At 37.1% G+C, this 26,296-nt stretch carries 25 protein-coding genes; 20 read left to right on the forward strand and 5 right to left on the reverse strand.

The features are described 5' to 3' along the window. The first annotated feature begins 85 nt into the window (after window positions 1-85). Genes D9782_RS12735 through D9782_RS12750 form a run of 4 tightly spaced genes read left to right on the forward strand, consistent with a single transcriptional unit; the run spans window position 86 to window position 4,676 of the window. Window positions 86-1,348, forward strand: coding sequence for a PTS galactitol transporter subunit IIC (locus D9782_RS12735; RefSeq protein ID WP_026681688.1), 1,263 nt, complete (start codon window positions 86-88; stop codon window positions 1,346-1,348). A gap of 15 nt (window positions 1,349-1,363) precedes the next feature. Next, a complete protein-coding gene (locus D9782_RS12740) occupies window positions 1,364-2,881 on the forward strand; it encodes an FGGY-family carbohydrate kinase (RefSeq protein WP_205601731.1) in 1,518 nt (505 codons plus the stop codon). Window positions 2,882-2,886: 5 nt separating this feature from the next. Continuing rightward, window positions 2,887-3,645 carry a 3-oxoacyl-ACP reductase family protein gene (locus D9782_RS12745; protein WP_121604929.1) on the forward strand — a complete coding sequence of 253 codons (759 nt, stop codon included), beginning with the start codon at window positions 2,887-2,889 and terminating at the stop codon, window positions 3,643-3,645. A 29-nt stretch (window positions 3,646-3,674) separates the two neighbouring features. Further along, entirely contained in the window at window positions 3,675-4,676 is a 1,002-nt protein-coding gene (locus D9782_RS12750) for a 2-hydroxyacid dehydrogenase (protein ID WP_121604930.1), read from the forward strand. A 160-nt stretch (window positions 4,677-4,836) separates the two neighbouring features. Here D9782_RS12750 and D9782_RS12755 read toward each other — a convergent pair whose 3' ends face one another. After that, window positions 4,837-5,457 (reverse strand): helix-turn-helix transcriptional regulator, encoded by a 621-nt coding sequence (locus D9782_RS12755; RefSeq protein WP_121604931.1) that lies wholly within the window; start codon window positions 5,455-5,457, stop codon window positions 4,837-4,839. Between the two features lie 284 nt (window positions 5,458-5,741). Between D9782_RS12755 and D9782_RS12760 the strand changes: the two genes are divergently transcribed. Beyond that, on the forward strand, window positions 5,742-6,362 hold the full coding sequence (locus tag D9782_RS12760) for a superoxide dismutase (protein WP_121604932.1): 621 nt from the start codon (window positions 5,742-5,744) through the stop codon (window positions 6,360-6,362). A gap of 77 nt (window positions 6,363-6,439) precedes the next feature. Beyond that, window positions 6,440-6,985 (forward strand): NADPH-dependent FMN reductase, encoded by a 546-nt coding sequence (locus D9782_RS12765; protein WP_026681694.1) that lies wholly within the window; start codon window positions 6,440-6,442, stop codon window positions 6,983-6,985. Window positions 6,986-7,100: 115 nt separating this feature from the next. On the opposite strand, the gene D9782_RS12770 is transcribed toward D9782_RS12765, so the two are convergent. The 3 genes from D9782_RS12770 to D9782_RS12780 all read right to left on the reverse strand — a co-directional run bounded on the left by D9782_RS12770 (window position 7,101) and on the right by D9782_RS12780 (window position 10,684). Then, window positions 7,101-8,501 (reverse strand): right-handed parallel beta-helix repeat-containing protein, encoded by a 1,401-nt coding sequence (locus D9782_RS12770; protein WP_121604933.1) that lies wholly within the window; start codon window positions 8,499-8,501, stop codon window positions 7,101-7,103. A 421-nt stretch (window positions 8,502-8,922) separates the two neighbouring features. Then, window positions 8,923-9,549, reverse strand: a complete 627-nt coding sequence (locus D9782_RS12775; RefSeq protein WP_026681696.1) for a metal-dependent hydrolase — start codon at window positions 9,547-9,549, stop codon at window positions 8,923-8,925. A 241-nt stretch (window positions 9,550-9,790) separates the two neighbouring features. Continuing rightward, on the reverse strand, window positions 9,791-10,684 hold the full coding sequence (locus D9782_RS12780) for a TetR/AcrR family transcriptional regulator (RefSeq protein WP_121604934.1): 894 nt from the start codon (window positions 10,682-10,684) through the stop codon (window positions 9,791-9,793). A 296-nt stretch (window positions 10,685-10,980) separates the two neighbouring features. Here D9782_RS12780 and D9782_RS12785 point away from each other — a divergent pair, with 296 nt between their 5' ends. The 3 genes from D9782_RS12785 (at window position 10,981) to cdaS (ending at window position 13,028) form a co-directional block, all read left to right on the forward strand. After that, on the forward strand, window positions 10,981-11,574 hold the full coding sequence (locus D9782_RS12785) for a lysophospholipid acyltransferase family protein (protein WP_026681698.1): 594 nt from the start codon (window positions 10,981-10,983) through the stop codon (window positions 11,572-11,574). A gap of 261 nt (window positions 11,575-11,835) precedes the next feature. After that, window positions 11,836-12,300, forward strand: coding sequence for an NUDIX domain-containing protein (locus tag D9782_RS12790; RefSeq protein ID WP_121604935.1), 465 nt, complete (start codon window positions 11,836-11,838; stop codon window positions 12,298-12,300). A 104-nt stretch (window positions 12,301-12,404) separates the two neighbouring features. Next, entirely contained in the window at window positions 12,405-13,028 is a 624-nt protein-coding gene (gene cdaS / locus D9782_RS12795; RefSeq protein WP_026681700.1) for a sporulation-specific diadenylate cyclase CdaS, read from the forward strand. Window positions 13,029-13,069: 41 nt separating this feature from the next. On the opposite strand, the gene D9782_RS12800 is transcribed toward cdaS, so the two are convergent. After that, window positions 13,070-13,975 (reverse strand): LysR family transcriptional regulator, encoded by a 906-nt coding sequence (locus D9782_RS12800; protein WP_026681701.1) that lies wholly within the window; start codon window positions 13,973-13,975, stop codon window positions 13,070-13,072. A 244-nt stretch (window positions 13,976-14,219) separates the two neighbouring features. Between D9782_RS12800 and hpaB the strand changes: the two genes are divergently transcribed. The 11 genes from hpaB (at window position 14,220) to D9782_RS12855 (ending at window position 26,293) form a co-directional block, all read left to right on the forward strand. Then, window positions 14,220-15,686 (forward strand): 4-hydroxyphenylacetate 3-monooxygenase, oxygenase component, encoded by a 1,467-nt coding sequence (gene hpaB / locus D9782_RS12805; protein WP_121604936.1) that lies wholly within the window; start codon window positions 14,220-14,222, stop codon window positions 15,684-15,686. Window positions 15,687-16,107: 421 nt separating this feature from the next. After that, a complete protein-coding gene (locus D9782_RS12810) occupies window positions 16,108-17,391 on the forward strand; it encodes an IS110 family RNA-guided transposase (RefSeq protein ID WP_121604937.1) in 1,284 nt (427 codons plus the stop codon). A 411-nt stretch (window positions 17,392-17,802) separates the two neighbouring features. Beyond that, complete coding sequence (locus D9782_RS12815; protein ID WP_026681703.1) at window positions 17,803-18,276, forward strand: flavin reductase family protein; 474 nt, start codon at window positions 17,803-17,805, stop codon at window positions 18,274-18,276. Window positions 18,277-18,336: 60 nt separating this feature from the next. After that, entirely contained in the window at window positions 18,337-19,839 is a 1,503-nt protein-coding gene (gene hpaE, locus D9782_RS12820) for a 5-carboxymethyl-2-hydroxymuconate semialdehyde dehydrogenase (RefSeq protein WP_200862554.1), read from the forward strand. 38 nt (window positions 19,840-19,877) lie between these two features. After that, window positions 19,878-20,858, forward strand: a complete 981-nt coding sequence (gene hpaD / locus D9782_RS12825) for a 3,4-dihydroxyphenylacetate 2,3-dioxygenase (RefSeq protein WP_026681705.1) — start codon at window positions 19,878-19,880, stop codon at window positions 20,856-20,858. A 40-nt stretch (window positions 20,859-20,898) separates the two neighbouring features. Beyond that, window positions 20,899-21,819: a 2,4-dihydroxyhept-2-ene-1,7-dioic acid aldolase gene (gene hpaI / locus D9782_RS12830; protein ID WP_121604938.1), complete on the forward strand. Its 921-nt coding sequence runs from the start codon at window positions 20,899-20,901 to the stop codon at window positions 21,817-21,819. Window positions 21,820-21,976: 157 nt separating this feature from the next. Continuing rightward, a complete protein-coding gene (locus tag D9782_RS12835) occupies window positions 21,977-22,765 on the forward strand; it encodes a fumarylacetoacetate hydrolase family protein (protein WP_121604939.1) in 789 nt (262 codons plus the stop codon). Further along, on the forward strand, window positions 22,762-23,523 hold the full coding sequence (locus D9782_RS12840; protein WP_121604940.1) for a fumarylacetoacetate hydrolase family protein: 762 nt from the start codon (window positions 22,762-22,764) through the stop codon (window positions 23,521-23,523). Before D9782_RS12835 ends, D9782_RS12840 begins: the two co-directional genes overlap by 4 nt. 22 nt (window positions 23,524-23,545) lie before the next feature. Next, window positions 23,546-23,926 carry a 5-carboxymethyl-2-hydroxymuconate Delta-isomerase gene (locus D9782_RS12845; protein WP_026681709.1) on the forward strand — a complete coding sequence of 127 codons (381 nt, stop codon included), beginning with the start codon at window positions 23,546-23,548 and terminating at the stop codon, window positions 23,924-23,926. Window positions 23,927-24,095: 169 nt separating this feature from the next. Then, window positions 24,096-24,773, forward strand: coding sequence for a GntR family transcriptional regulator (locus D9782_RS12850; protein ID WP_026681710.1), 678 nt, complete (start codon window positions 24,096-24,098; stop codon window positions 24,771-24,773). 485 nt (window positions 24,774-25,258) lie between these two features. Next, window positions 25,259-26,293, forward strand: coding sequence for a TRAP transporter substrate-binding protein (locus D9782_RS12855; RefSeq protein WP_240455736.1), 1,035 nt, complete (start codon window positions 25,259-25,261; stop codon window positions 26,291-26,293). The last annotated feature ends 3 nt before the right edge of the window (window positions 26,294-26,296 follow it).

Below are 26,296 nucleotides of genomic sequence, written 5' to 3' on the forward strand. Positions count from 1 at the left end.
AGGTGATAATTCCCTCAAAGCTGACAGACAAAGGGCTGTCTTCTTTGGGGGTTTTTTCATGCACAAAAAAAGGGGGAATAGAAGGATGGAAATAATAAACTGGGTTATTGATCTAGGTCCGTCAGTTATGATGCCAATTATTTTCTTAATTTTAGCACTATGTTTTAGGATTAGGTTAGGTCGTGCTTTTAAAGCTGCCATGCTTGTAGGAATTGGTTTTATGGGTATAAATCTAATCATTACACTTCTTCTTGAGAGTATGGGACCTGCAGCAGAAGCAATGGTAAAGCGATTTGATTTGCAACTGACGGTGATCGATCCGGGGTGGCCAGTAGCAGCTGCAATTGGCTGGGGAACACCGATTGTTCCTTTTGCAGTAATTAGCATCATCCTAGTAAATATAATTCTATTAGTGTTTAATATAACAAAAACAGTCAATATTGATATATTTAACTTCTGGATATTCATGATAACAGGTGCACTCGTTTATAGTATAACTGGGAGTATATCGATAGCTGTTGTTGCATCACTGCTTCATTTTATAGTGGTTTTGATCATTGGCGATGTAACTGCTCCACGGATCCAATCAGACTATAATTTAAAAGGGATATCATTCCCACACGGGACTACAGCAGTTTTTGTGCCATTTGGAATAGCTATAAATTGGATAATCGAGCGTATACCCGGATTACGTAAAGTGGAGGCAGATCCTGAATCGATTACTAAAAAATTCGGGATATTGGGAGAACCCCTTACATTGGGGGCGATCATTGGAGCACTGTTAGGGATTTTAGCGGGATTTAATATAAGCTCTGTTTTAACGTTAGCTGTAACAGTAGCAGCGGTAATGGTACTTTTACCTAAGATGGTTGACGTACTTGTAGAGGGATTATCAATAATTCGTGAAGCAGCAGAATCGTTTTTAAAACGAAAGTTTCCAGATAGAGAGTTTTACATTGCTATGGACACAGCGTTGTTAATTGGTCATCCTGCTGTACTTGCAACCGGTTTGTTGATGATACCATCTACGCTTTTACTTGCAATTATCCTACCTGGCAACCGATTATTACCATTCACTGACTTGGCATCGCTTTCATTTTTGTTTGCGATGTGTGCACCTTATTTAAAACAAAATATGGTTCGGTTATACATTACAGGGCTGGTAATTATGACGATGGTGTTATATATCGGAACAGATATCGCTACTGCTTTTACGGAAGCTGCTAATCTAGCAAACGTTACTTTACCTGACAACATAAGCGATACAACAGAGCTTGCAAATCTTGTTGGTGGAGCTTCAACGCCGCTAGGTTGGTTATTAATTAAAATTGCATCATTTTTTGGATAGGGAGGAATGATTTTTTTGAATAAGTATTTACTAGGTATTGATAATGGGGGAACAGTTACAAAGGCAGCACTCTATTCGCTATCTGGAAAAGAAGTGGCAATTGCTTCTCAAAAGACAACGATGATTATGCCAAAGCCATTTCATACAGAGCGTGACATTAATGAGTTATGGAATGCCAACGTAACGGTTATTAAAGAGGTACTAAAGAAATCAAACATTGATTCAGAACAAATAGCTGGAGTTTCCATTACTGGACATGGTAACGGTTTATATTTAACAACCAAAAGTGGTGACCCTACTTACAATGGTATTATCTCTACCGATAACCGTGCGAAAAGCTATATTGAGAAATGGTACGCTAATCCGAGGTTTGAATCAGAAATATTGCCGAAAACAATGCAATCTGTGTGGGCAGGCCAACCGGTAGCGTTGTTAGCGTGGTTGCAAGATAATAAACCCGAGGTAATAGAAAAAACGGATTATGTATTCATGGTTAAAGATCTCATTAGGTTTAAATTAACTGGAGAAGCCTATTTGGAATTGACTGATATCTCAGGTACGAATCTAATCAATGTAAAAGATCAGTGCTATGATCTGCATTTACTTGAATTTTTTGGTTTAAGTAAAATGTTGCCAAAGCTACCTCCTCTTAAGCAATCAACCGATATTTGCGGATATGTTACGAAAGAAGCTGCATTAGCAACAGGGCTGAAGGAGGGGACGCCAATTGCAGGAGGAATATTTGATATCGCGGCGTCGGCTGTAGCATCAGGCTTGGTTGAAGAAGATAAATTATGCATTGTAGCGGGGACTTGGAGTATAAATGAATATATTACTAGGAAACCAATTGTAGACAAGGATTTATTTATGACTTCTATTTATTGTTTGTCTGATTATTGGCTTACAACAGAAGCAAGCCCAACTTCAGCAAGTAATTTGGAATGGTTTATTGAAAAATTTATGTCTGTAGAAAAACAAGAAGCTGAAAAACAAGGAAGTTCTATATATGACCTTTGTAACGAACTAGTAGCTTCAACTGAGCCTGAGGAGAGTAATCTTTTGTTTTTTCCATTTTTATTCGGTTCCAATACAGTGCCGAATGCCAATTCTTGTTTTATCGGAATGAATAGCTGGCATCAATTGAAGCATTTCTTAAGAGCGGTGTATGAAGGTATTGTTTTTAGTCATTTATATCATATTGAACGATTGACGAAATATAATGACCAACTTGAATCATCGCGAATTGCTGGCGGTGTAACTAAATCAGCTATTTGGTTACAAATGTTTGCTGATTGTCTACAAATCCCACTGGAAATTGTTGAAGTCAAAGAACATGGAACGCTTGGAACAGCAATGTGTGCAGGGGTAATGACTGGATATTACCGATCAATCGATGAAGCTGCTAGAAATATGGTACATGTAGAACATATCATTAAGCCAAATCCGAACAGAGCCGAAGTGTATGCAACAAAATATAAGCTTTATAAAGAAACGCTAGAGAAGATGGAGCAAATTTGGAAGGTAGGGGTGTAGTAGCGATGGATTTAGGGATAAAAGAAAAAGTAGCCATTATTACTGGAGGTTCAAGAGGCGTTGGTAGGGAAACAGCACTAGCTTTAGCAAGAGAAGGTGCTAATATAGCTATTACCTATCAAGGAAGTCAAGAAAAAGCCCAAGGTGTAGTAAGTGAAATTAGAGCTTTGGGCTGCAAAGCCGTAGCTTTTCAAGTGAATCTTGCGGATGCTCATGCAGCAAAAGAAGTAGTGCTTAAAAGTATTGCGTATTTCGGTGATGTAGACGTTTTGATTAATAATGCAGGTGTATGGCCGACAAGTTACGTGAAAGATATGCGATTGGAGGATTGGAAGGAAACTCTTGATATTAATTTAACCAGTGTATTTCAAACATGTAAAACTTTCTCTAATCATTGCTTAGACAAAAAGAAATCAGGAAAGATTCTTAATATTACCTCGCAAGCAGCATTTCATGGATCGACAACTGGTCATGCTCACTATGCAGCAAGTAAAGCTGGAATGGTTGGTTTTACGATTTCGCTTGCACGTGAATTAGCAAAAAGCGAAATAAATGTAAATAACCTTGCTTTAGGGATAGTGGAAACAGATATGATTAAAGACTCATTACAAAAAAATAAAGAATACTACATGAATCGTATTCCGCTGGGGCGTGTTGCATCACCTAGAGAAATTGCTGATATAGCAACTTTCTTAGTCTCAGAGAAGGTAAACTACCTTACTGGTGCAACCATTGATGCTACAGGTGGCATGTTGATGCGATAAACATTAAAACAAAAAAGGGGTTATGGAAATTGAAATGTTTAGCCATTGCTGACTTATTTATTACAAAAGAAATGATGGAACAAGGTCTAACCAAATTAAAGGAAGCTGGTATCGAAGTTACGATACGTGAATGGAAACATGAAAATTTAGAGCAGTTGCAAAAGGATAATCTAGCGATTGAACAAGGCGGGAGTGAGGTTGTTGACGTACCGAACGACTTACTAGAGGATATGGATACGTTTGATATGATCATTACACAATTTGCTCCTATAAATAAGAAGGTAATTTCTTCTGCAACCAATTTAAAAGTAATAGGTGTACTTCGTGGGGGAACAGAAAACGTAAATAATGATATAGCCAGAGAAAAGCATATTAAAGTGGTGAATACACCAGGACGCAACGCGCGAAGTGTAGCTGAGTTTACGGTTGGACTCATCTTATCAGAAATTCGTAATATTGCAAGATCTCATGCTTCTCTAAAACAAGGTGAATGGCGTAAAGACTTTCCGAATAGTTCCTTTATACCTGAACTTGAAGAGAGGACAATTGGCTTAATCGGATTTGGAAACATTGGCCAATTAGTTGGTCGCTTCTTAAGTGGATTTGATGCTCGAATTATTTTCTACGACCCGTATTTTCATGGGCAAACAACGTTTGAACAGGTTGATTTAAATACGGTGCTTACCGAATCAGATATCATTTCTATGCATGGTCGATTGACGAATGAAACGAAGCATATGATTCGCTATGAGCATTTCCAACAAATGAAGAATACGGCTGTAGTCATTAACTCTGCTAGATCAGCACTTATGAAGGAAGCAGACCTTATTAAAGCATTACAGCATAAAGAAATTGCGGGAGCAGCGATTGATACATTTGATCATGAACCATTAGGAGATAGTAGTCCATTTTTACAATTAGATAATGTGACAATTACTGCTCATATGGCTGGAAGTACGAATGATGCTTTTCGCAATACACCAAAAAAACTCGCAGAATATTTATTAGCATGGTATAAACAACAAGTGTAAAAGTAGTCTTTTAACATTTTTATCCCGCATATAACTAGCAATAAGATCGCCGCTTCAAGCGGTTCACCTAACAATCAGTGGGTTGATAAACCACCCCCCACTGATTGAAGTTTCACTTTATATTTCTATTGAATGAAAAGGGAAATGATTACAATCGGTATTAAAATGCTATTAAAAACCGACAGTGATCATTTCCTTCTGTTTTGCAGCTTGTTCGTGTAACATTATCCGTTTGTAATACCTTTTGAAACATGGAGGTTTCACATCGGCATGCAATTTTGTATTCTTTAGCAACTGCCATAATAGGACAATTATATTCAGTAAGCTCATAGGTGTTTGCGTCAATCTTTGTGATATCCGCCATATAACCTTTTTCATTTTGAATCATTTCCATTTCTTTTATTCTTTCAGATGGGGATTTTTGGTACATCCGAATATTATATTCGTTCGTTAAACGATTTTCTCGTCTTTGAAATAATCGCTGAATGGAATCATCTCCATGCAAATCTCTAATATCGTTTAAAAATTCTACACTTAACCCTTCATAGCTTTTTGGAAACAATAATTCGCCTTTTTCCGATAACGAATACTGTTGCATCGGTCTTCCCATCGATTGTTTTACTTCTTCTGAAAAGATAAGCCCGTCTTTTTCCATAATAGAAAGATGCTTTCGAACTGCCATATCTGTGATATTCAAATGCCTTTTCAGTTCACCAACAGTCAATTTAACCTCTTTTTTTAATAGATGAAGTATCTTATCTTTCGTAGTAATCCTTTCCATAATTAACACCTCTTTTTAGGAAATTACGGTCACTGTCTGTATAAGAAGCAACAAGTCTAGGCTCATACTAAACCTGGTCATTGATATGGCAGAATATAGATTTCCTTTATTGTATAAAAAAGTAGCAATAGTTAAAAGCAAAAAGAAACTATGTGACCAACAAAATTATTAGGGTTTTTGAGCATATAAATTGCTTTTAACAAATTGATGCGATATCCTTTTTGTATACTTATTATACCAATAAGTATAATAAGTACAAAATAAAAAGGATGGAGGAATTTTTTATGGCAAAATTTGAATTACCTGAACTACCGTATGCAACAAATGCATTGGAGCCGTACATCGATCAAACTACTATGGAGATTCATCATGCGAAGCACCATCAAACATATGTAAACAAATTAAATGCTGCACTAGAAGGTAAGGCTGAATTAGCAGACAAATCATTAGAAGCAATTATTAGTAATTTGGAAGCAGTACCAGAAGATATCCGCACAGCGGTACGTAATAATGGTGGAGGACACTTAAACCATACGCTTTTCTGGGAAATTATCGCACCAGGTAAAGAAGCAGCTGAACCTGCTGGAAAACTGGCAGAAGCGATAAAAGAAGCATTTGGAAGTATTAGCAGTTTTGAACAAAAATTCGCTGATGCAGCGACAACTCGCTTTGGCTCTGGATGGGCATGGTTAGTTGTTAATCAAACTGGTAAGCTAGAAGTAATAAGTACACCAAATCAAGACAACCCAATCTCAGAAGGAAAAACACCGATTTTAGGTATTGATGTGTGGGAGCATGCTTATTACCTTAAGTATCAAAACCGACGTCCAGAATACATTGAGAATTTCTTTAATATTATTAATTGGGACGTAGTTGCTGAAAAATATGAGTTAGCTGTGAAATAATGCAAATAAATGGAATGATGTGCTATTCTGGCGCATTATTCCATACATATACAGAATATAAAAAAGGGGGGAAACCAGTGAAAATTGTTGGAATTTCCGGATCAATAGTTGGAGAGAAAACCTCACAAGCTGTGCACGAGGTTTTACTTGCTGCAAAACGCCAGCAAAAAGATGTCGAGACAGAGTTAATCGATTTAAAAGACTATGAAGTTGAATTTGTTCGTGGAACCCCTTTAGCTTATTATAACGAAGATACTTGGTATGTTGTAAATACAGTCTTAGCAGCAGATATCATTGTATTTGGCTCCCCAATATATCAAGCTTCGATCTCAGGTGTGTTAAAAAACCTGCTCGATCATTTTCCTGTGGACGCTTTCAAATCTAAAGTGACAGGAATTATAACAACGGGCGGATCTGAAAAGCATTTTCTTGTGTCTGAATACCAGCTTAAACCGATACTTTCTTATTTAAAAGGGATCGTACCGTCTTGTAGTGTTTTTATTCATAATGACTCATATAATGATGATAATGAAATCGTAGATCCTTCCATTTTAAATAGGATCACATTGCTCACGAAAGAGATGATGGCGATACAACAACGGATTGAACTGGAAACACAATAATGATGCAGTAAATCTGCTGATAGCTGATAGACGAACAGGGCTGTTCCCGAAATTTAAACTGGCTTTTTGGTGACAGCCCTTACTATGTAGCCTCTTTTACAGGAACTTATAGCACTTAGTTCTCTACAATATTTTTTGCAGGTGAATCCTTCTTTAAATTAAAATTATATTGGTTTTCATTTTCATATTTTGGGTCTAGGTAACTGGATTTTAAATCGCTTTTTGAAGTAATTTTAAATTCAGGAAAAGAAGTGTATGCTTCTTCTTTCCATACCCAAATACCTGTTCTTCCTACTTCCTTATGAAATACATTCATTATTAACTTGTTGGCATAATTTGTTGTAAAATGGTTAGCAATAAATAGACGAGATGGTCCAGCAGTTAAAATGTTTTTTTCAATCACATTTTTTTTAATATTATGCTGTAATAAAAGCTGTCCCCCGTCTAACCCTTTCGTATCGTTTCGATAAATAATATTTTTGGAGATAATGGAATTTTTCGTACCACCTCGTTCTTTATCATATCCGCCAATTGATATGCCTGTGTAATAGTTTTCATAAATAATATTATTTCTAATTGTAATATGCTCCGCATATTTCCCAGCATGTTCAGAGGTTGCTTCAATACCGATATCGCAATGATAGATGGTATTCTTTTCAATAGTTATATTTTTTCCGCCGTCTACGTAAATACCACCTGCACTATAATCTTCTCCATAACTTGGATTTCCGTAAGAGGAAATATCATAAACTTGATTATTCTTTATGAAGCCATTTCGTGCATAGTCATTTTTCTTATCATTAGATATCCCTTCATAACCGATAATATCAATGCCTATATTATCATTTCGGCGAACAAGATTATGTTCTATTTTAAAGCCATTTATATTACCATTGAGTACAATCGATTCACTTGAGCCAAGCTTTAAATCTTCCACTGTATTATTTAAAATGTTTATGTCTACCATTGGAGAGGTTCCATATACCGCAATTCCATGCCCATTTCCATCATTTGCATGAGTTTCAATACGCTGCACATGGTTATTTTCTAAAGTAATATGACTGCTAGAACCTGTCACATAAATTCCCATTACTGTTTCATTTGTTACATTACTAGTTAAATCCTGTATGATTAAACCACTAACTGTAACATAGTTTTTATTATTTATTGTAACTAACGAAGTATTCTCTTCAGCATCCTTTAGGTCCTTTCCACTAACAACTACCTTCTCGTTTTTGTAGGCTTTAAAAGTAATTGGTTTTGTTTTTGTACCACTATGTTTAACGACAAGCTTTTCGTTGTAAGTTCCTTTTCGTATGAAGACAGTAGTTCCTGCACTAGCTTTTGTAGCGGCTTTATTTAGCGTGCGAAATGGCTTTAATTTTGTACCATCATTTTGATCATTTCCATTTATAGATACATATATGACCTTTTCCTGCCCTGCATTAGCACTATTCGATATGAGAAAAATTGTAACAGCAGCCCCCATCAATAGAATAAATAATACCTTTTTCATGTAATCACTCCGTAATAAAAATAATTATGTCTTCATCATCGTACACGATGATGAAGACAAATACTATTTCTTCGTATTTAAAGCAAAAAAGAAGGCTGAAGAGATGGCCATGCGGCATTAAATCTAATTTATGGGAGCTTTAGTGCAATTCTATTTGGAAACAACTGAAAACTGAATGAGTTGAAAAAAGTATAGTAGCAATTATTTGTTGATCTAATTTTCCATCAACAAGAAGGGACATGAGGGAAAACAAAGCATATGGAAGCATGTGGGAACACTATATTAATAGAGAACTGGTAGAAGATACATAGGTTGGTTTGAAGCAACCGTACCTAGTTACGACTGAATCTGAACTTCATGGGATGAAGAGCAAGAGGTTAGTGGCATTTGGAGAAAATGCTATCACTAACTCCTAACTTACTTACATGTCCTTTGACCAAATTGGTAGAAAAAGCTTAATGCCTCGTTTGTTAAACGGGAGGAACTTGCTATCTCCAACTAAGTGGCTAATATACCCAATGAGGCAGGTATAGTAAACGCCGTCAACAGCAAGTGAGGATTCTAGGTTAGCAGCAATAAACCCAAAGAAAATAACCCCCAAGATAGAATGCGTATATGTACGGTGTGCTACAAAGGAAGCAATAAGAATATAGATTCCTAGCAATAGTAACCACATTTCCTGTAAGGATAGTCCACCCGCTAGTATACCAATCCCGGTAATGGTTAGCATATGCTTTTGCTTGATCGATGAAGATAATGCCAACAGTGCTAAACCGATTCCCATCCCAATGTACCTTTCATTATTTGCTCCTTCATAGAAACTATAGCAAATAAGCAAAACACCAATTAATTGTGCAACCGCTCGAAACATCTTATGAGATAAGGTTATCTTTCCTCTTAATTTACCATCGATATCAAGATCAGGAAGTAAACCTGATACGGTACCGATCCCGATTAGTAAAAGTGTTTGAGAAGGAGTAGATTGAAGGTTGTTTGCTATAATAAATCCTGTTGCTGCTCCAATTGTTGCATGTGCTGTACCATTCATTTAGTAGTACTCCCTCCATCCTATACGAGATTATAGAAAAACAGACTATTACATTGTACAACAAAATATATGTTCTGTTTAGTAGTAGAATTAATTATTTCAATTGTTTTATTTTATGAGAAAGTATAGAGAACAAGTGAAAGTCAAACGTGAAAAGGCAGTCTGAATTGGATAATCTATATTTAGAAAACAAAAAGGAGCAATCTCAATCTATCGAGCTTGCTCCTAGTTACAGATCATCTTATTCTTTTGTGTTTGTAGAATCTACAAAATTCCATAGCTTGAAGGCTATTTCTCTGGCCTCTACTTCATGGGGCGTTGTTTTAAATACTTCTTTAAATGAGTGCGAAATTGTCTCGATCAGGAAATATCTAGGATCATCTTTTTTTAATTCTTCAAGTAGAAATAGCAAGTACTCCAGACCGCTTGATGTAGTATTCGTATCAAGTTTTTGGTGGAAGCCATTTAATTCAGTTAAAAGTTGGTCTTTGGATCCTTTCTTATCACCTATGTTTCTCGCTAATGTGCTTCGTACATCGTCATCTAAAAGCAGGTCTTTTGAATGTATCAATTGTGGTACAATCGCATCTATTCTTCTAATCACATAGGCTACAAGCTCAGTAATATCACTTAAATTCTTTGATGAGGCAGTCCAAATATGAATAATATGTTGCATCATGCCAAGTAGAAGGACTGCACAATCAAGTGCATAGGGAGCAGATGCTTTGCCATATACATCAATTAGTCTATCTCTTAGCCAAAATAATTCGGCTAAATGATTTTTTTTGACAAAATCTCTTAGTTCATCGTCACCGGAATGGAAAATAGCTTCAAACAGAAGAAATAGATTCTGTTCGCGATTAATGTGCATACGAATTGCTATTTGTTCTGCAAGAACTTTTTTATCAGAAAGGTTTTGTCCAATAAGAATTTCTCTTCGCCTAACAAATGTCTCCTCATTAACATATTCTAATATTGCTATTAGACATTCATTCTTCGAGGAAAAATAGTTATAAAATGTTCCCTTTGAAATGTTTGATTCCTCTAAAATATCTTGTATGGAAGTAGCAGAGAACCCTTTCTCGATGAAAAGTTGTTGTGCAGTAACTAAAACTTGTCGCTTTCTTTCATTCATCTTATCACCTTTATTCCGCTCTCACAGGAAGAAAAAGATAATTTTGCTCCATTCCTGTAAGAACCAGCGTCGTTCAACTGCAAATAATGGAAGGATAATATTAGCTATACCTTATGCAGCATAAGATTATCGTAACCGATTACTATCTTCTTAGCAATGAGAACGAATATTATTGAGAGAAGCTTAAAAAAATTGTTGAGCTTTATACAATATTAGTATCAGGTATTAATACTTTATGTTAGAATGAAGTCGTAAGAATAAATCAATCTATTTATAAAGTGAAGGGGTTTCAGGATATGTATTATTTCGCAGCACATGCTTTAAAAATAATATTACGTTTGTTTGGAAGATTGAGTGTATACGAAAAGCAAAATGTACCGACATCAGGTGGCTATGTTATAGCTTGTACGCATACAGGTTGGGTTGATATATTATGGCTCGGAGTATCTGTTCTGCCAACAAAAATCCATTATATGGCAAAAAAAGAGCTCTTTCAAACTCGATTTTTAAAATGGTTGATGGAGGGGCTCCACGCATTTCCAGTTGATAGAGAAAATCCTGGTCCGAGTACCATTAAAATTCCCAGACGTTTACTATCTGAGGGAAAGGTTGTGGGGATTTTTCCAAGTGGTACGAGAACGAGTGAGGAAGTTCCTTTAAAAAGAGGTGCAGTTACGATTGCAGGACATGCGAATGTTCCAATTATTCCGGTGGCTTATAGTGGGCCAAATAATTTTAAAGATCTGTTGACGCGTGTGAAACCGAAAATTATATATGGCAAACCAATTTATCTGTCAACAGATTTGACTAAAAAAGAGGGAATGGAAGTTATGTTAGCTGAACTAAATCAGGAATTACGTCTGCTCCAGCAGAAGCTCCAGTCAAAGTGATCTCAACAAGAGGGAGTCTATGTTAAGAAATAGAGCTCCCTTATTAATAGATTAGCATAGAGGATGAGTAATTTTTCCGCATGAATAATACACTGCCTTACGTTACAGCCAGTTTTGAAAAGTATAAAAAGACTAATTATTCATCTGGGTTTAATTAGATTAATTTTATATGTAATGATAAACGATTCATTACTCTAAGTTAATTAATCAATAACTTTGCACATGAGAATACAAGCGTAAAAAAGCGTAGGAGGGAAAGTTATGGGGATTAGAAATTCTGCCAAAGCAATTATTATTCATGAGGGTGAAATTTTAACAATAATGAAACAAGATAGAGATGGCTATTATTATTTGTTGCCTGGAGGTGGGCAAAATAAAGGTGAAAATTTACATCAGGCCTTAAAAAGAGAAGTATTAGAAGAGATAAGTGCAGTTGTAGAAATTGGTGAATTATTGTGCATACGTGAATATATCGGAAAAAATCATGAACATGCCACATATGATGGGGATACGCATCAAATCGAATATATGTTTATTGCTAGTTTAGAGGGAGATAGAAGCCAAGTAATGAATGGCGTTCTTCCTGATGATGGTCAAATTGATGTAGCTTGGCTACCTATTTCAAGCATTGAGAACTATCGGCTATATCCAAAAGCACTTCGTCCCTATTTAATTGAATATATGGCTGAAGTAAAGCCTCCCGTTTATCTTGGGGATGTTAATTAACGATATATACTTCAATAAATAATATAAAACAATAGATGTCCGTATACCTTTCTTTTAAAGGGAAAAAGTAAGTAGAACCGATAAAAAAGATAGAGGTGTGTAAAATGGATAATGTTAATCTAGGGCTATCTGATGAAATGCAGAACCATTTAAGCAAATATTTAACACAAATTACATCTGATATTAATCATGTGCTTGATACAATTGAAAGAAAAGACTGCTGTATATTAAATGAGTTTGAGCATATCCATCATACGTTTCATGATTTACAAAAGACAGCTGCTTCGTATTATTTAAATTCATACTTATCCTCATACACTGATCGCTATCAAGCCTTATCAACAGCGATACAACATTTTTCCGAGCGTAAACACGGGGCACTCATGGTTGTTGAACGAAATGATATGTTGGAAACATTCCTACATTCTGGGATTCCAGTTGGTGCAAATCTTAGTTATGCCTTATTGGAATCCATATTTTACCCTGGAAGCCCACTTCATGATGGCGCTGTCCTAATTAAAGGGAATACCATAATCTCTGCGGGAAATGTTCTTCCTCTCTCTCAACAGGTAGCAGGTGATAAAAAAATGGGAACACGACATAGGGCTGCATTAGGATTATCTGAAATTAGTGACGCAGTTGTACTTGTTGTATCAGAAGAAACAGGTAAAGCTTCCTTTGCATTAGATGGTAAAATGTATGCGATTCATCCTGGAGGAATGATTTAAATGGTTGAAACTGACAAATCTTATGCGTATCATCCAATCGGTCATTCGAAGATAGTTTCTTTCTCAAGCTTTTCGGATTGAAATAATTCAATAAATCGCCTTGTACTTTTAGAAAGGTAACGGTCCTTTAACCAAATAAGAGATGACTGAGAAATGATTGTATTATCTTCTATTGTTAATGTTTTTAGCCCACGTAATTGATGTCCAGATAGTGTCGACTCAGGAACAATTGTTGCTCCAACCTCCTCACTAACAAGTTGGAGAATCATGTCTACATCTGGACATTCACAGACTATTTTAGGGTGTAGATTAAAACTTTCAAATTGATCAAGGATTAATTCATATTGTCCAATGCCGCTAATTCTGTGTAATAGTAACAATGGAAATGTGCTTAGTTGTCTCATTGTAGTAGCTATCATGGAAGATTCGCACCATTGTTCTGGCATTACTACGATATATTTTTCATCCGGAAGGGAAAGGGAATTAAAGGCTTGCATCTCTAATGGTAAACGAATAATGGCAATGTCAATATCTCGATTACTTAGTTGTTCAGCAAGCGAATAGGAATCTCCTTCTTTTAAATAAAAGTGTACGTGAGGGTATTTTTCCTGAAATAGCTTTATTTGCCTTGGTATGTGAGAGAAGCAAGTTTTCACACAACCGAGCGAAATACTTCCCTTCGTACCCGTCCCAGTTTCTTTTACCTCTGTAATTGTTTCTTCTAATGTATCGAACAATTCGTTAATTTTATTATAGAGTACTGTTCCTGCATCTGTTAATTCCATTTTACGCCCGTTACGTTCCAATAATTTAACTCCTAGTTCTTCTTCTAATGACTTCAAGCTTTGACTTAGTGGTGGCTGGGCCATATGTAATTTATTAGCTGCTCGGGTAATTTGCCCTTCATTAGCTATAGCTTGAAAATACCGTAAATGTCTTATTTCCATTGAGCTATTCATCCTTTTTTAGTTGGTAACGCTTACTTTTATTGGATTATATATGATTTGATGTACAAAAACAATATCTTTTAAAACAAATATATATTATATATATAGATTACTAATGAAATAGATATTATTAATATAGAAATAATCGTGCTATTATTCTAATTAAAGGTATTATTCAGAAAAAAGTTTGTGCATTGGACCGAAATGATATCGCTTACAATAATAAAGTATAGGAGGAAAGTATATGCCAGCAAAATCAGGAAAACAATATATCGATCGTTTAAAGCAAGCGAATAATAATGTGTATATTCATGGAGAACGTGTTGAAGATGTAACAGAGCATCCGGCATTTAAAAATGCAGTTCAGTCCATGGCAAGACTATATGATATTCAATATGAAAAACCAAAAAAAATGCTCTACACTTCTCCTACTACAGGAGACCAAGTAGGGAAGACATTTATGGTACCAACCACCATTGATGAACTAATCGAGCGACGTGAGGCAATTATGGAATGGCAAAGTTTTACGAAAGGGTTAATGGGAAGATCTCCTGATTATTTAAATGCTGATGTTATGGCAATGGGAGCAGCAAGTGAATTCTATGCCGAGGGTGACCCAATGTTTGCTGAAAACGCAAGGAACTTTGCTACTTTTGCAAGGGAAAAAGACATTAGTTTGACCCATACATTAATTCACCCACAGGTGAATCGTGCAAAGATTCAGGCTGAGCAGAAAGATGCAAATGTCGCTCTTCATGTAGTAGAAAAAAATGATGAAGGTGTCGTAGTTGATGGGATTCGCCTTTTAGCAACGCAAGGTGGTATTACGGATGAAATTCTAGTATTTCCATCTACAGTTAAAAAATCAGGTGAATTAGACGATCCTTATTCGTTAGCTTTTGCAATTCCGAATAACACACCAGGACTAAAGTATTTGAGTCGTGAATCGTTTGACTATGGAAAGAATCAATATGATCATCCACTCAGTTCTAAATTTGAAGAAGGGGATACCATTGTCGCATTTGATCATGTACTTGTACCGTGGGACCGAATCTTCGTTTTAGAAAATTCATCCATATGTAATCGGGCATTTTCTGAGACGAATGCAGTTGTGCATATGACACATCAAGTGATTGTCAAGGATATCGCTAAAACTGAATTCCTGCTTGGGGTTGTTCTTACACTAATGGATTCGATTGGCATTGATGGATTCCAGCACGTAAAAGATAAAGGCACAGAAATCATGCTTACCTTAGAAACAATGAAATCTCATCTATTTCGAGCTGAGCATAGCGCTAAATTGGATAGGTGGGGGATGATGACACCTAATTTCCAAGCTTTAGATGCTGCTAGAAATTGGTTTCCTCGTGTTTATCCGAGAATGGCTGAAATACTAAGGATTTTAGGGGCATCAGGCATGATGGGAATACCAACATATGCTGATTTCGAAAATGAAGAAATTGGTCCAATTCTTCATCGTGCTATGCAAGGAAAAAACGTTGAAGGTTATGAGCGCGTACAGATTTTTCGTTTAGCTTGGGATTTGACAATGAGTGCATTTGGTAGTCGCCAAACGCATTATGAATACTACTTTTTTGGCGATCCAATTAAAATGGGCATGGCGTATTTTGATAAATATGATAAAGAAGTGTATAAAGCCCAAGTTCGGGACTTTTTAAGTAGTCAGCACATGGGGCAAGTGAAATTATAAAATTTTTATTATAAAAGCCAAATAAAATTGATGGTAATACATTGAGCCTAGAAATTGGCTCGGTGTTCATTATCAAATGAAAATTACTTTCTCTAATACAGTTATAAATTGTAATTTACTTAAGCCAACAGGCAGCCACATGAAGGAAGCTATAAGGTTCTCAAGTGGTATATTGCAATATAACGGTGATAGCCAATGGTTGGTGGTAGTAAAATCGAATGCGTTATGAGTAAGACTACCAAGATAGATGTTCTAAGTAATTTCCATGATTTCCGTAGAGTCAGTTTCCATCTTACAATAAAGGAGCATTCCTGTAATGAAGAAATTTGAGGGTTGAACAAAAAAGAGCCCCCTTGGTATAGTACAGGGTGTCAATGCGCATTGACCCCGAAATTAATAAATACCAAGGAGAGGTCTCACTATGAATTATAATCAAAATCACAAACTATCGCAAATCACACCAGAAACATTAATTGTAGGAATCGACATCGCTAAAAACAAACACGTGGCACGTGCGCAGGATGACCGAGGGTTTGAATTTGGAAAACGACTGATCTTCGACAATCGCGTTCATGGCTTTGAACAGCTTTTAAACTGGGTCTCCAGACTTCAAAAAGAACACCGTAAAAGTGAATTAATCATCGGTGCAGAGCCAACAGGACACTTTTGGCTGAGCCTTGCTTATTATCTGAAAGCAAAAGATATTAACTTTGTGCTGGTAAACCCTATGCACGTGAAAAAGTCCAAAGAACTCGATGATAACTCACCAACGAAAAATGACACCAAGGATGCGCGTGTCATTGCACAGCTGATAAAAGACGGACGATACTCCGTACCAAATCTTCTCGATGGCATTTATGCCGAACTGCGGGAAGGGATCAAATTACGAGATCAACTCGTCAAACAGCTGATTATCATTGAAGGACGCATTCAAAACCATATTCAGCGATATTTCCCAGAGTTTAATGATGTATTCAAAGACTGGGAAGGCAAGACAGCTTTATTCAGCTTACGTAACTTTCCGTTTCCATCCGACCTCCGAGGCGTGACTCCGGAGGAAGTATTAGCACAATGGAAAACGACAATTAAGCGAGGCGTCGGAATCAAGCGTGCAACTCAGTTCATTGAGAAGGCAAGGAAGAGTGTCGGCATTGAAGTTGGATTGCGTTTCGCAAGAAAAGAAATACACAGTCTCTTAGACCAATACGAGCTCTATCAGAGCCAATTAACCGAACTGGACATGGAAATTACAGATCTCATGAAAGACATTCCAGGCGCCCAGGAAATGATGAATATTAAAGGGCTGGGGTCAATCACCATAGCCACCTTTCTCTCTGAGGTCGGAGACCTCAAAAAATATGACCATCCACAACAGCTGGTCAATATGGCAGGTTTGTCGTTACGAGAACATAGTTCAGGGAAGTTCAAGGGACAAACAAGGATAACAAAACGAGGGCGGAAAAAGCTGAGAAAAGCTTTATATCTGGCCGTTAGGCCATTAGTAGCCAGTAACTCGACGTTCAAGACCCTGCACAGATATTACACGACCCGATCCGTCAACCCGTTGAAGAAACAACAGTCATTGATTGCAATGTGCGGCAAATTACTACGTGTACTGTTTGTGATTGGCAGAAAACAATGTGAATTTGAAGGTAGCAAGCTATTACAAGGTTTAACTCAAATGAAAGAATTGCAGGCAGTTTAAGCTATTTCAAAGTAGTTGAAAAAATGCATCTAAGTTTTGGAATGAACAAACACCAATAATGCAGAGTCGGAGATTATTTATTCCATTCGGGCACCAGACCCAGCATAGGAGCTTTTTCCGACCTCCACCTTGTGGATACGCAGGACGAAGGAATGTATGGATTAAAATCCCGTGATACATGGGAGGGTGAGCGACCATAAGCGGTGTGGAGAATGAGGGCATGGTTATATCCCTTTTCAACCAAATGTACACAATTTGGCTGTTAGGATGGATAAAACCCGGTTAGAATATTCTGTACTCTGATTAAACGCTTTATCCATCAATACATTCAATGAAATGGTGCTTGATTAATTCTAAGAAAACAAGAGTATTTTGAAGATAATTAAAGTATATAGAGGGAGGAGAATTAGCATGGAAAACAGAGAGTTTCGTAATGCAATGGGGAGATTTGCCACTGGAGTTACGGTAATTACAACAAAATCGGGAGATAATCATCATGGCATGACAGCGAATGCGTTTATGTCTGTTTCACTAGATCCTCAATTGATAACGGTTTCCATTGACAATCGAGCTAATATGTTAAATAAAATAAACCAGTCTGAGAAATTTGCTGTTAGTTTTCTGTCTGATAAGCAGCAGGATATTTCCATGCACTTTGCTGGTCAAGCAAATGCTGACGAGGAAATAGAATTTGATTATATACAACAAGTTCCGGTAATCCAAAACGCTCTAGCCTCCATAGTATGTGATTTAGATCGTAGCGTAAAAGTTGGAGATCATACATTGTTTATTGGTAAAGTGATCGATATGAATGTAACAGATGGAAATCCGTTAACATTCTTCGGTGGAAAATACGGAAAACATGAACCCGTTGAATATGTATAGTTAACGATCGAAATTATTATATATGATTTAATATATTATATTCAAAGGAGTGGAAATCACATGGCTAATCAAGTAGCTGATCAGCATTTGAAAATGAAACAGCAAACAAAAGATATCAAGCTCTATATCAATGGAGAATTCGTTGAAGCCGAAAGTCAGCACACATTTGAAAATATAAGTCCATATACAAATGAAACCATAAACAAGGTTGCATCAGGTGATCAAGCTGATATTAAGAAAGCTGTACAGGCAGCAAGAGCTGCCTTTAACGGAGAATGGGGCAACTTAAAAGTAAAAGATCGGCTTGCATATGTCTACAAAATTGCAGATCTTATTGATGAGCATATTGAAGAGATAGCCCCTCTAGAATCATTTGATACTGGTTTACCAATAAGTCAAACCAAGAAAATGGTGAGTAGAGCAGCCTATAATTTCCGTTTTTATGCTGAAATGGTTTCTACGCGCATGGTAGGAGAAGCATATCAAGTGGATGATGAATTTTTAAATTATACCATTCATAAACCAATTGGTATTGCTGGGTTAATTACACCATGGAATGCACCATTTATGTTAGAAACATGGAAAATAGCACCAGCATTGGCTACTGGGAATACCGTTATCTTAAAGCCGGCGGAGTGGTCTCCATTGACTGCTAATCGATTGGCAGAAATCATAGACAAGGCAGGACTTCCTAAAGGCGTATTTAATGTAGTTCACGGTTATGGAGAAACAGCAGGTGCTTCCCTTGTAGCACATCCCGATGTTGAGTTGATTTCATTTACTGGAGAGACGACTACTGGCTCAGAAATCTTAAAAAATGGTGCGGACGCTTTGAAGAGCTTTTCTATGGAGTTAGGTGGAAAATCACCAATTATTGTTTTTGACGATGCTGATGTTGAACGTGCACTTGATGCATGTACATGGGGGATATTCTCGTTTAATGGAGAGCGCTGTACGGCGAATTCGCGCTTGTATGTGCATGAACATATAGCTGATGAGTTTATTCATAAGTTAAAACAACGTATAAACAAGATAAAAGTAGGAGATCCGTTAGAAGCAGATACACAGGTTGGTCCACTTATTCATAAAAATCATTATGCTAATGTCAGGAATTATCTTGAAATTGCTAAAAAAGAAGGATGCGAAGTAATTAGTGGAAATGTTCCAGACAGCAAAGGTAATTACGTTGCGCCAACCCTTATTCTGAATGCAACTAATCAAATGCGTGTGATACAGGAAGAAATATTTGGACCAGTTATTGCTGCAATGACATTTACAGATGAACAAGAAGTTATTGACTTAGCTAACGATGTTCGCTACGGCTTAGCTGGTTACGTTTGGACACAGGATATACAACGGGGGCATCGTGTTGCTCAAGCGATTGATTCTGGTATGTTATGGGTGAATTCACAGAATGTACGTGATTTAAGAACACCATTTGGAGGATCAAAGCACAGTGGAATTGGTCGTGAAGGTGGACATTATGCCTTTGAATTCTATACGGAAACACAAATTATCCATGTTGCTTTAAAGGATCATCCTATTCCGCAATTTGGAAAGTAATAGCTGTCATGATTTTATATGGGGAGGGGAATGCCAGCATGAACTTTGATATTATTCGTTCAGGTCGTGCCATTTTACACGTAACCGATTTAAAAAAGTCTAAAGCTTTTTATGAAGCGCTCGGATTTATCGAGTCAGAAGCGGATGATGAGAATATTTTTTTCCGCGGGCTGGAAGAACACAATCATCACAGCCTCTGGTTAAGAAAGAAACCGGAGGCTGCTGTGGAAGCAATAAGCTATAAAGTTACCTCTGAAAAAGATCTCGATGAACTGGAGAAATTCTTTCTTAGCCAAGGCAATGATGCGAAGTGGTTAGAAAAAGGGACACAACGAGCACTTGGGCGTGCATTACGAGTTCAAGATATTTCTGGTTTACCATTAGAATTTTACGCAGAAATGGAGACGGTTGACCGCCTATTACAACGCTATGACCTGTATAAAGGTGCGAAAGTACAGCGGATTGATCATTTTAACTGTATGGTACCAAATGTGGAGCAAGCATATGACTTTTATATCAACCAACTTGGATTTATGTGTTCAGAATATACCGTTGGAGAAGAAGATAAAATATGGGCTGCTTGGCTACATCGTAAGCCATCCGTTCATGATGTTGCATTCATGAATGGGCAAGGACCACGGCTACATCACATTGGTTTTTGGCTAAAAGACCCAATGAGTTTAATAGATGGTTGTGATGTGCTTGCGGCTATGGGGTATGGACCAAATATTGAACGTGGGCCAGGTCGTCATGGATTATCCAATGCCTTCTTCTTGTACCTAAGAGATCCAGATGGTCATCGAATTGAATTATATAATGGAGATTATTTAACGAGTGACCCCGACTTCAAACCAATTAAGTGGGATTTAGATGATCCAATGCGACAAACATTTTGGGGACATGAAGCGCCGGACAGCTGGTTTGAAGAAGCGTCTAGAGTTTTGGATGTACAAACTGAGAGAAAATTGCCGCTACATGAACCGAAATTGAAAAAAAGAAAACCGCAATTTGTACTATAGGTTAATTCAAATCGTTTAATGAAAAGAAAGGATGAGCAAAATGACCAAGACATATGAGGAAATAAAGCAGCGTTTAAGGGGGTCAATCACTCCAGTTATTACACCGTTCAAAGCTGATTTTTCAATTGATTACGATAAACAATCGGAACTGATTGAATATCAGTTGAACAATGGTACACATGCGATTTCTGTTACAGGTACATCAGGGGAACCAAGTTCACTGACCATTGAAGAACGGGTCAAAGTAATGGATAACGCGAAGAAAACAATTAATGGTCGAGTACCATTTGCACCAGGTACTGGCTCAACGAACCACGATGAAACCATGTATTTAACAAGAAAGGCACAAGAAATTGGTGCAGATGCAGCCATGGTTATTGTTCCATATTATAATAAACCGAATCAGCAAGCATTATATAAGCATTTCAAGACGGTAGCAGATTCGGTGGATATACCAATTATTGTATATAATATTCCGGGTCGCACTGCATTAAATATGGAAGTAGAAACATTAGCTAAATTAAATGAGGATTGTCCAAATATTGTGGGTGTTAAAGAATCAAATAAGGATTTTGAACATGTGAACAGAGTAATGCTTCGTTGTGGTAGAGACTTCCTATTATATTCAGGTATTGAATTACTTTGTTATCCGATGTTGACTATTGGTGGTGCAGGATCAATCAGTGCAACAGCTAATGTAGAACCAGCAAAGGTAGCGGAGATGCATGATGCATGGACAATGGGGGATGTGAAGCGTGCACAAGACTTGCATTTTGAATTAATGAAATTAAATGATGTCCTATTTAAAGATACAAACCCTGCACCAGTAAAGACAGCTTTAGGGATGATGGGGAAAATCGAACCCGTATTACGACTGCCGATGGATTTACCTTCAAAATCGCTTCAAAACGAAATTCGTGAAACCTTGGTTGAATACGGGAAACTTTTACAGCCCACTTAAGGAGAACAACATAAGAGCAAAAGTAAGCTAGTCAATGGGCAATGAGGCTTATGGGTATATTTTTTCATAGTACTTCGAGCTTAAGCAATAATCTTTTGTAACAGGATTGGGTATTGCTTAAGCTTGGTATATAGCTCAGAAAAAAGGATGATGAATCATGAAAACCGTTCGCTTAAAGATGTCAGGTATACAGCATTATAGGGAAGCCAAGGTCGATGTTGAAAATGGGAAAATCGAAATTGCTGGAACATCGTATAAGCAAGAGGAGGTTTCGTATGATATCCCTGTGTCTGGAACAGTTTACGGTACGTTATTAAACTATCAGGGCGAATACAAACAACTAGAAAAGGCTATGTATGAAGCACCATATCTAGCCCCTCCCAAAGCACCGATTTTATATATTAAACCTGTCAATACATTTGCTTCTGCAGGATCGATGATTGTCCTACCTGAGGACATTTCAGAACTAGAGATGGGTGCAGCCTTAGGTGTTGTAATAGGTAAATCAGCAACCAAGGTTAATGAAGTCGAAGCATTATCGTACGTAGAAGGATATACGATTGTAAATGATGTTACTATTCCACATGATAGTGTTTATCGACCAGCTATTAAAGAAAAGGCTCGCGATGGTTTTTGTCCAATTGGACCCTGGGTTGTAACACGTGACTCTGTAGATAGCCCTAATGATTTACAGATTCGAGTAAGGATTAATGGTGTGTTGAAACAAGAAAATAATACGAAAAATCTTATTCGTTCCGTTGAGAAACTAATTGCTGATGTGACCGCGTTTATGACATTAGCAAAAGGGGATGTGCTATTAGTTGGCATACCAGAAGACCCACCTGTTGCCAGAATAAATGATGTTGTACAGATTGAAATTAACAAGATAGGTATATTAGAAAATACGATAACTACCGAAGAAGCACTAGTAGGAGGGAGAGCATGAAGCATGCACGAATTGCTTATCAGGGACTTGTCCATGAAGCAGTTGTTACAGAGGATGGTATCCAACTAAATGATGGAAGAATGGTAAGCGAAGATCAGGCAGTGTGGCTGCCTCCAGTTAAGCCAAATACAATTTTTACATTAGGTTTGAATTATGCCGATCATGCGAAGGAATTATCGTTTTCTCCAACTCAAAAAGACCCACTTGTATTCTTTAAAGGTCCAAATACACTAATTGGTCACAAAGCCAGCACCATGCGTCCAAGTGATGTTGCATTTATGCATTATGAATGTGAATTAGCGGTCGTCATTGGCAAGGAAGCGAAACAGATAAGAAAAGAAGTTGCATATGATTATGTTAAAGGATACACAATTGCAAATGATTACGCGTTACGTGATTACTTAGAGAATTATTACCGGCCAAACTTAAGAGTGAAAAATCGTGACGGTTGTACACCAATAGGACCATGGTATGTAGATAAAGCCGATGTGAAGGATCCTATGAATTTAGCATTGCGTACATACGTCAATGGAGAAAAAACACAAGAAGGATTAACTGCTGATATGCTTTTAGGAATTCCAGAGTTAATTGAATACTTAAGTGGATTTATGACCCTGTTCCCAGGAGACATTATTTTAACCGGCACCCCAAAGGGCTCCATAGATACAGCAGTAGGAGATGAAGTAGTAACCGAGATAGAAGAAATCGGTCGTCTTGTCAATACAATAGTTGGGGAGGAAGCCTTTCTATCTAATTAATATGGCGAAAGGAGAAGAGCTTGTGCCACATGTAATCATTGAATACACAGATAATTTAAAAGCGGCGAGTATCCCAAAATTATTGAAAACAATAAATACCACACTACTTAACCATCAAGATATCATTCCGATTGGTGGACTTCGTTCCAGAGCTATTGAATTGAGTGATTATCTTGTCGCTGATGGTACTCAAGATGACGCTTTTGTACATGCTACGTTAAAAATAGGAAAAGGACGAACGGAAGAAGAAAAAAAGCGATTAGGTGATGATTTGTTTCGTGCCATCGAACAGCATTTTTCTACGATCTATAAAGATCGTTATCTTGCATTATCTATGGAAATCTATGAATTTATCTCTCCTACGTATAAATTAAATAATATTCATCAGCGCTATAAAAAATAGTATTGGAGAAAGTTCAAAATAGTTACTAGCACAAAGCGATCAAATATTTATGCCAAATAGCTGGGAAAGGCCTGCCACCAATTGATGTTATCCTAAAGGGTAACCTGTTGAAGAGGAGGTATGTAACCATTTTGACATCATATATAATATAGTATATGATTAATCCACTATGGAAAATAAAACAATTACTAAAAAACAAAAAGCTTATGATTATATGAAATCAAGAATTATTGAAGGGTACTATGCACCTGGTCAACGCATTGTCATTAATCAATTAGTAAAAGAACTATCTACAAGTGCAATTCCAATACGAGAAGCTGTACGGCAATTAGAAGCAGAGGGATTAATTGATTATCAGAACAATATTGGACCGGTAGTTACGCCAATTGATAAAAACGAGTATTTAGATACGATTTCCGTATTAGCAGTTATGGAAGGATATGCGACTGCATTGAGTAACCAACAGGGCTTCTCAGAAGAGAAAATAACGGAGTTATCAACGAAAAATCAACAAATGAAAGAGGCTATTGAAGCATTTGATTTTCAGGCTTTCGGAAGATTAAATCGGCAGTTTCATGATTTAATCTATACCCATTGTGAAAATAGATTTTTGGTTGAGGAAATTCGCAAATCTTGGAGAAAGTTAGACTCAATACGGAGAACAGGTTCTGCATTTCATCCTAAACGTGCTTTTGCTTCTATTCAAGAGCATCAACAACTCATAGATTTACTTCGTAGAAAAGCTGATTTTGAAACGGTTGAAAAGGTAGCTCGTATGCATAAATTAAATACAAAGGAAGCATTTAAACATCAACGTAACCAAATCCATGGAGATGCCTTTATATAATATGCAAGGTGTTATTGGATCGATTTTTTTGCTGGTAATTATACACGATGGCAATGCTTATGGGAACAGATAAGGTGGAGTATGTACTTGTTCACAAGATGAAACCCGTGCTTGTAAAAAAGGCTCATATTCCTGTTATGTAAGTAGGGAGCTGACGAATACAGACAGCTCCTTTTACATAGTTTAGGAAATTAAAAAATTAGCCTATGTTGATAAATATGGGCGTGTCAAGCCGGGTCCAGGTTCAGCGCTCAGAAACGAGGTGACTTCATGAATTGCTCTACAATAAGTCATCATCGGTCCGTAAGCACACCGTGATTCCTTATCTCCGTTGACTCGCTCCAGTCGTTACGTTTCTAATCAGAAGAAAAAATTTCTGACAATTCACAATTGACATCATATATGATCTTATATATAATTTTGTATACCAAATGGAAGCGTTATCAAAAGGGTGATGGCTGAATATATTCCTTGGAGGGAAAATGATGTTTGATAAGCTTGGATATTTTATTGGGATTATTGTATTGCTTTTACTAACAGCTTGTTCTGAAGGAATAGCTTCCACTGGATCACAACATAATTTAATTATTTCTCATTTTTTACCCGGGAGTCATCCGGTTCAGACTCAGGTGTTACAAGGTATAGGTAATGAAATAGAAAAAAAGACAGATGGAGACATAACCTATGAATTATATCCCTCCAATGCATTGGGAGTGGCAGGATCACAATATGATATGGCTGTTACCGGAGAAGCAGATATTGCATTAAGCGTTCATGGATATTCTCCTGGGAGGTTTCCATTGATGTCTGTTATGGAACTACCTTTTTTGGCGGAAACAGCTGTCCATGGTTCGGAAATAATAGCAAATCTCTATGAAGAATTTCCAAGTATTCAGGAGGAGCATGCCGATACGATACCATTATTTTTATTTACCGCAGAACCTGCTCAGTTAATTACGAAAAATCACCGTATTGAATCACCTGAAGATGTAAAAGGTTTACGTGTTCGGTCTCCATCTCCGTTAGCTAATGATATTTTGGAAGCATTAGGAGCTGTACCTGTATCTATGCCAATGGGAGATGTTTATGAGTCACTAGAGCGAGGTGTTATCGATGGAGCGATGATTCCTTTGGAAGCGCTTTATAATTATCGTCTACATGAAATAGCGGCTTATATCACAATTGGCAACTTCTCTGCAACTCCTTTCTTTTCGGTAATGAATAAGGAAGCATATTATCGTTTTACAGATTCGGAAAAACAGGTCATAAATGAAGCTACAGGAATAGAAGCGTCTATAGAAAGTGGAAGTGTTTTTGATGTAGACGGTCAGACAGGAAGGAAATTAGCAATAGAAAATGGAGCAGAGGTAATTGATTTAACAGAGGAGCAATTAATTCCATGGAGAAAGGCATTGGACCCAATTGTTCAAGCATGGATAAATGACATGGAAAATAGGGGCTATCCCGGTCAACATATTTATGATCGAGCATTTCAATTAAAAGCGGAGCTAAAGAAGTAGAAA

The organism is Virgibacillus sp. Bac332, from assembly GCF_003667785.1.
Taxonomy (GTDB): Bacteria; Bacillota; Bacilli; order Bacillales; family Amphibacillaceae; genus Virgibacillus; species Virgibacillus salarius.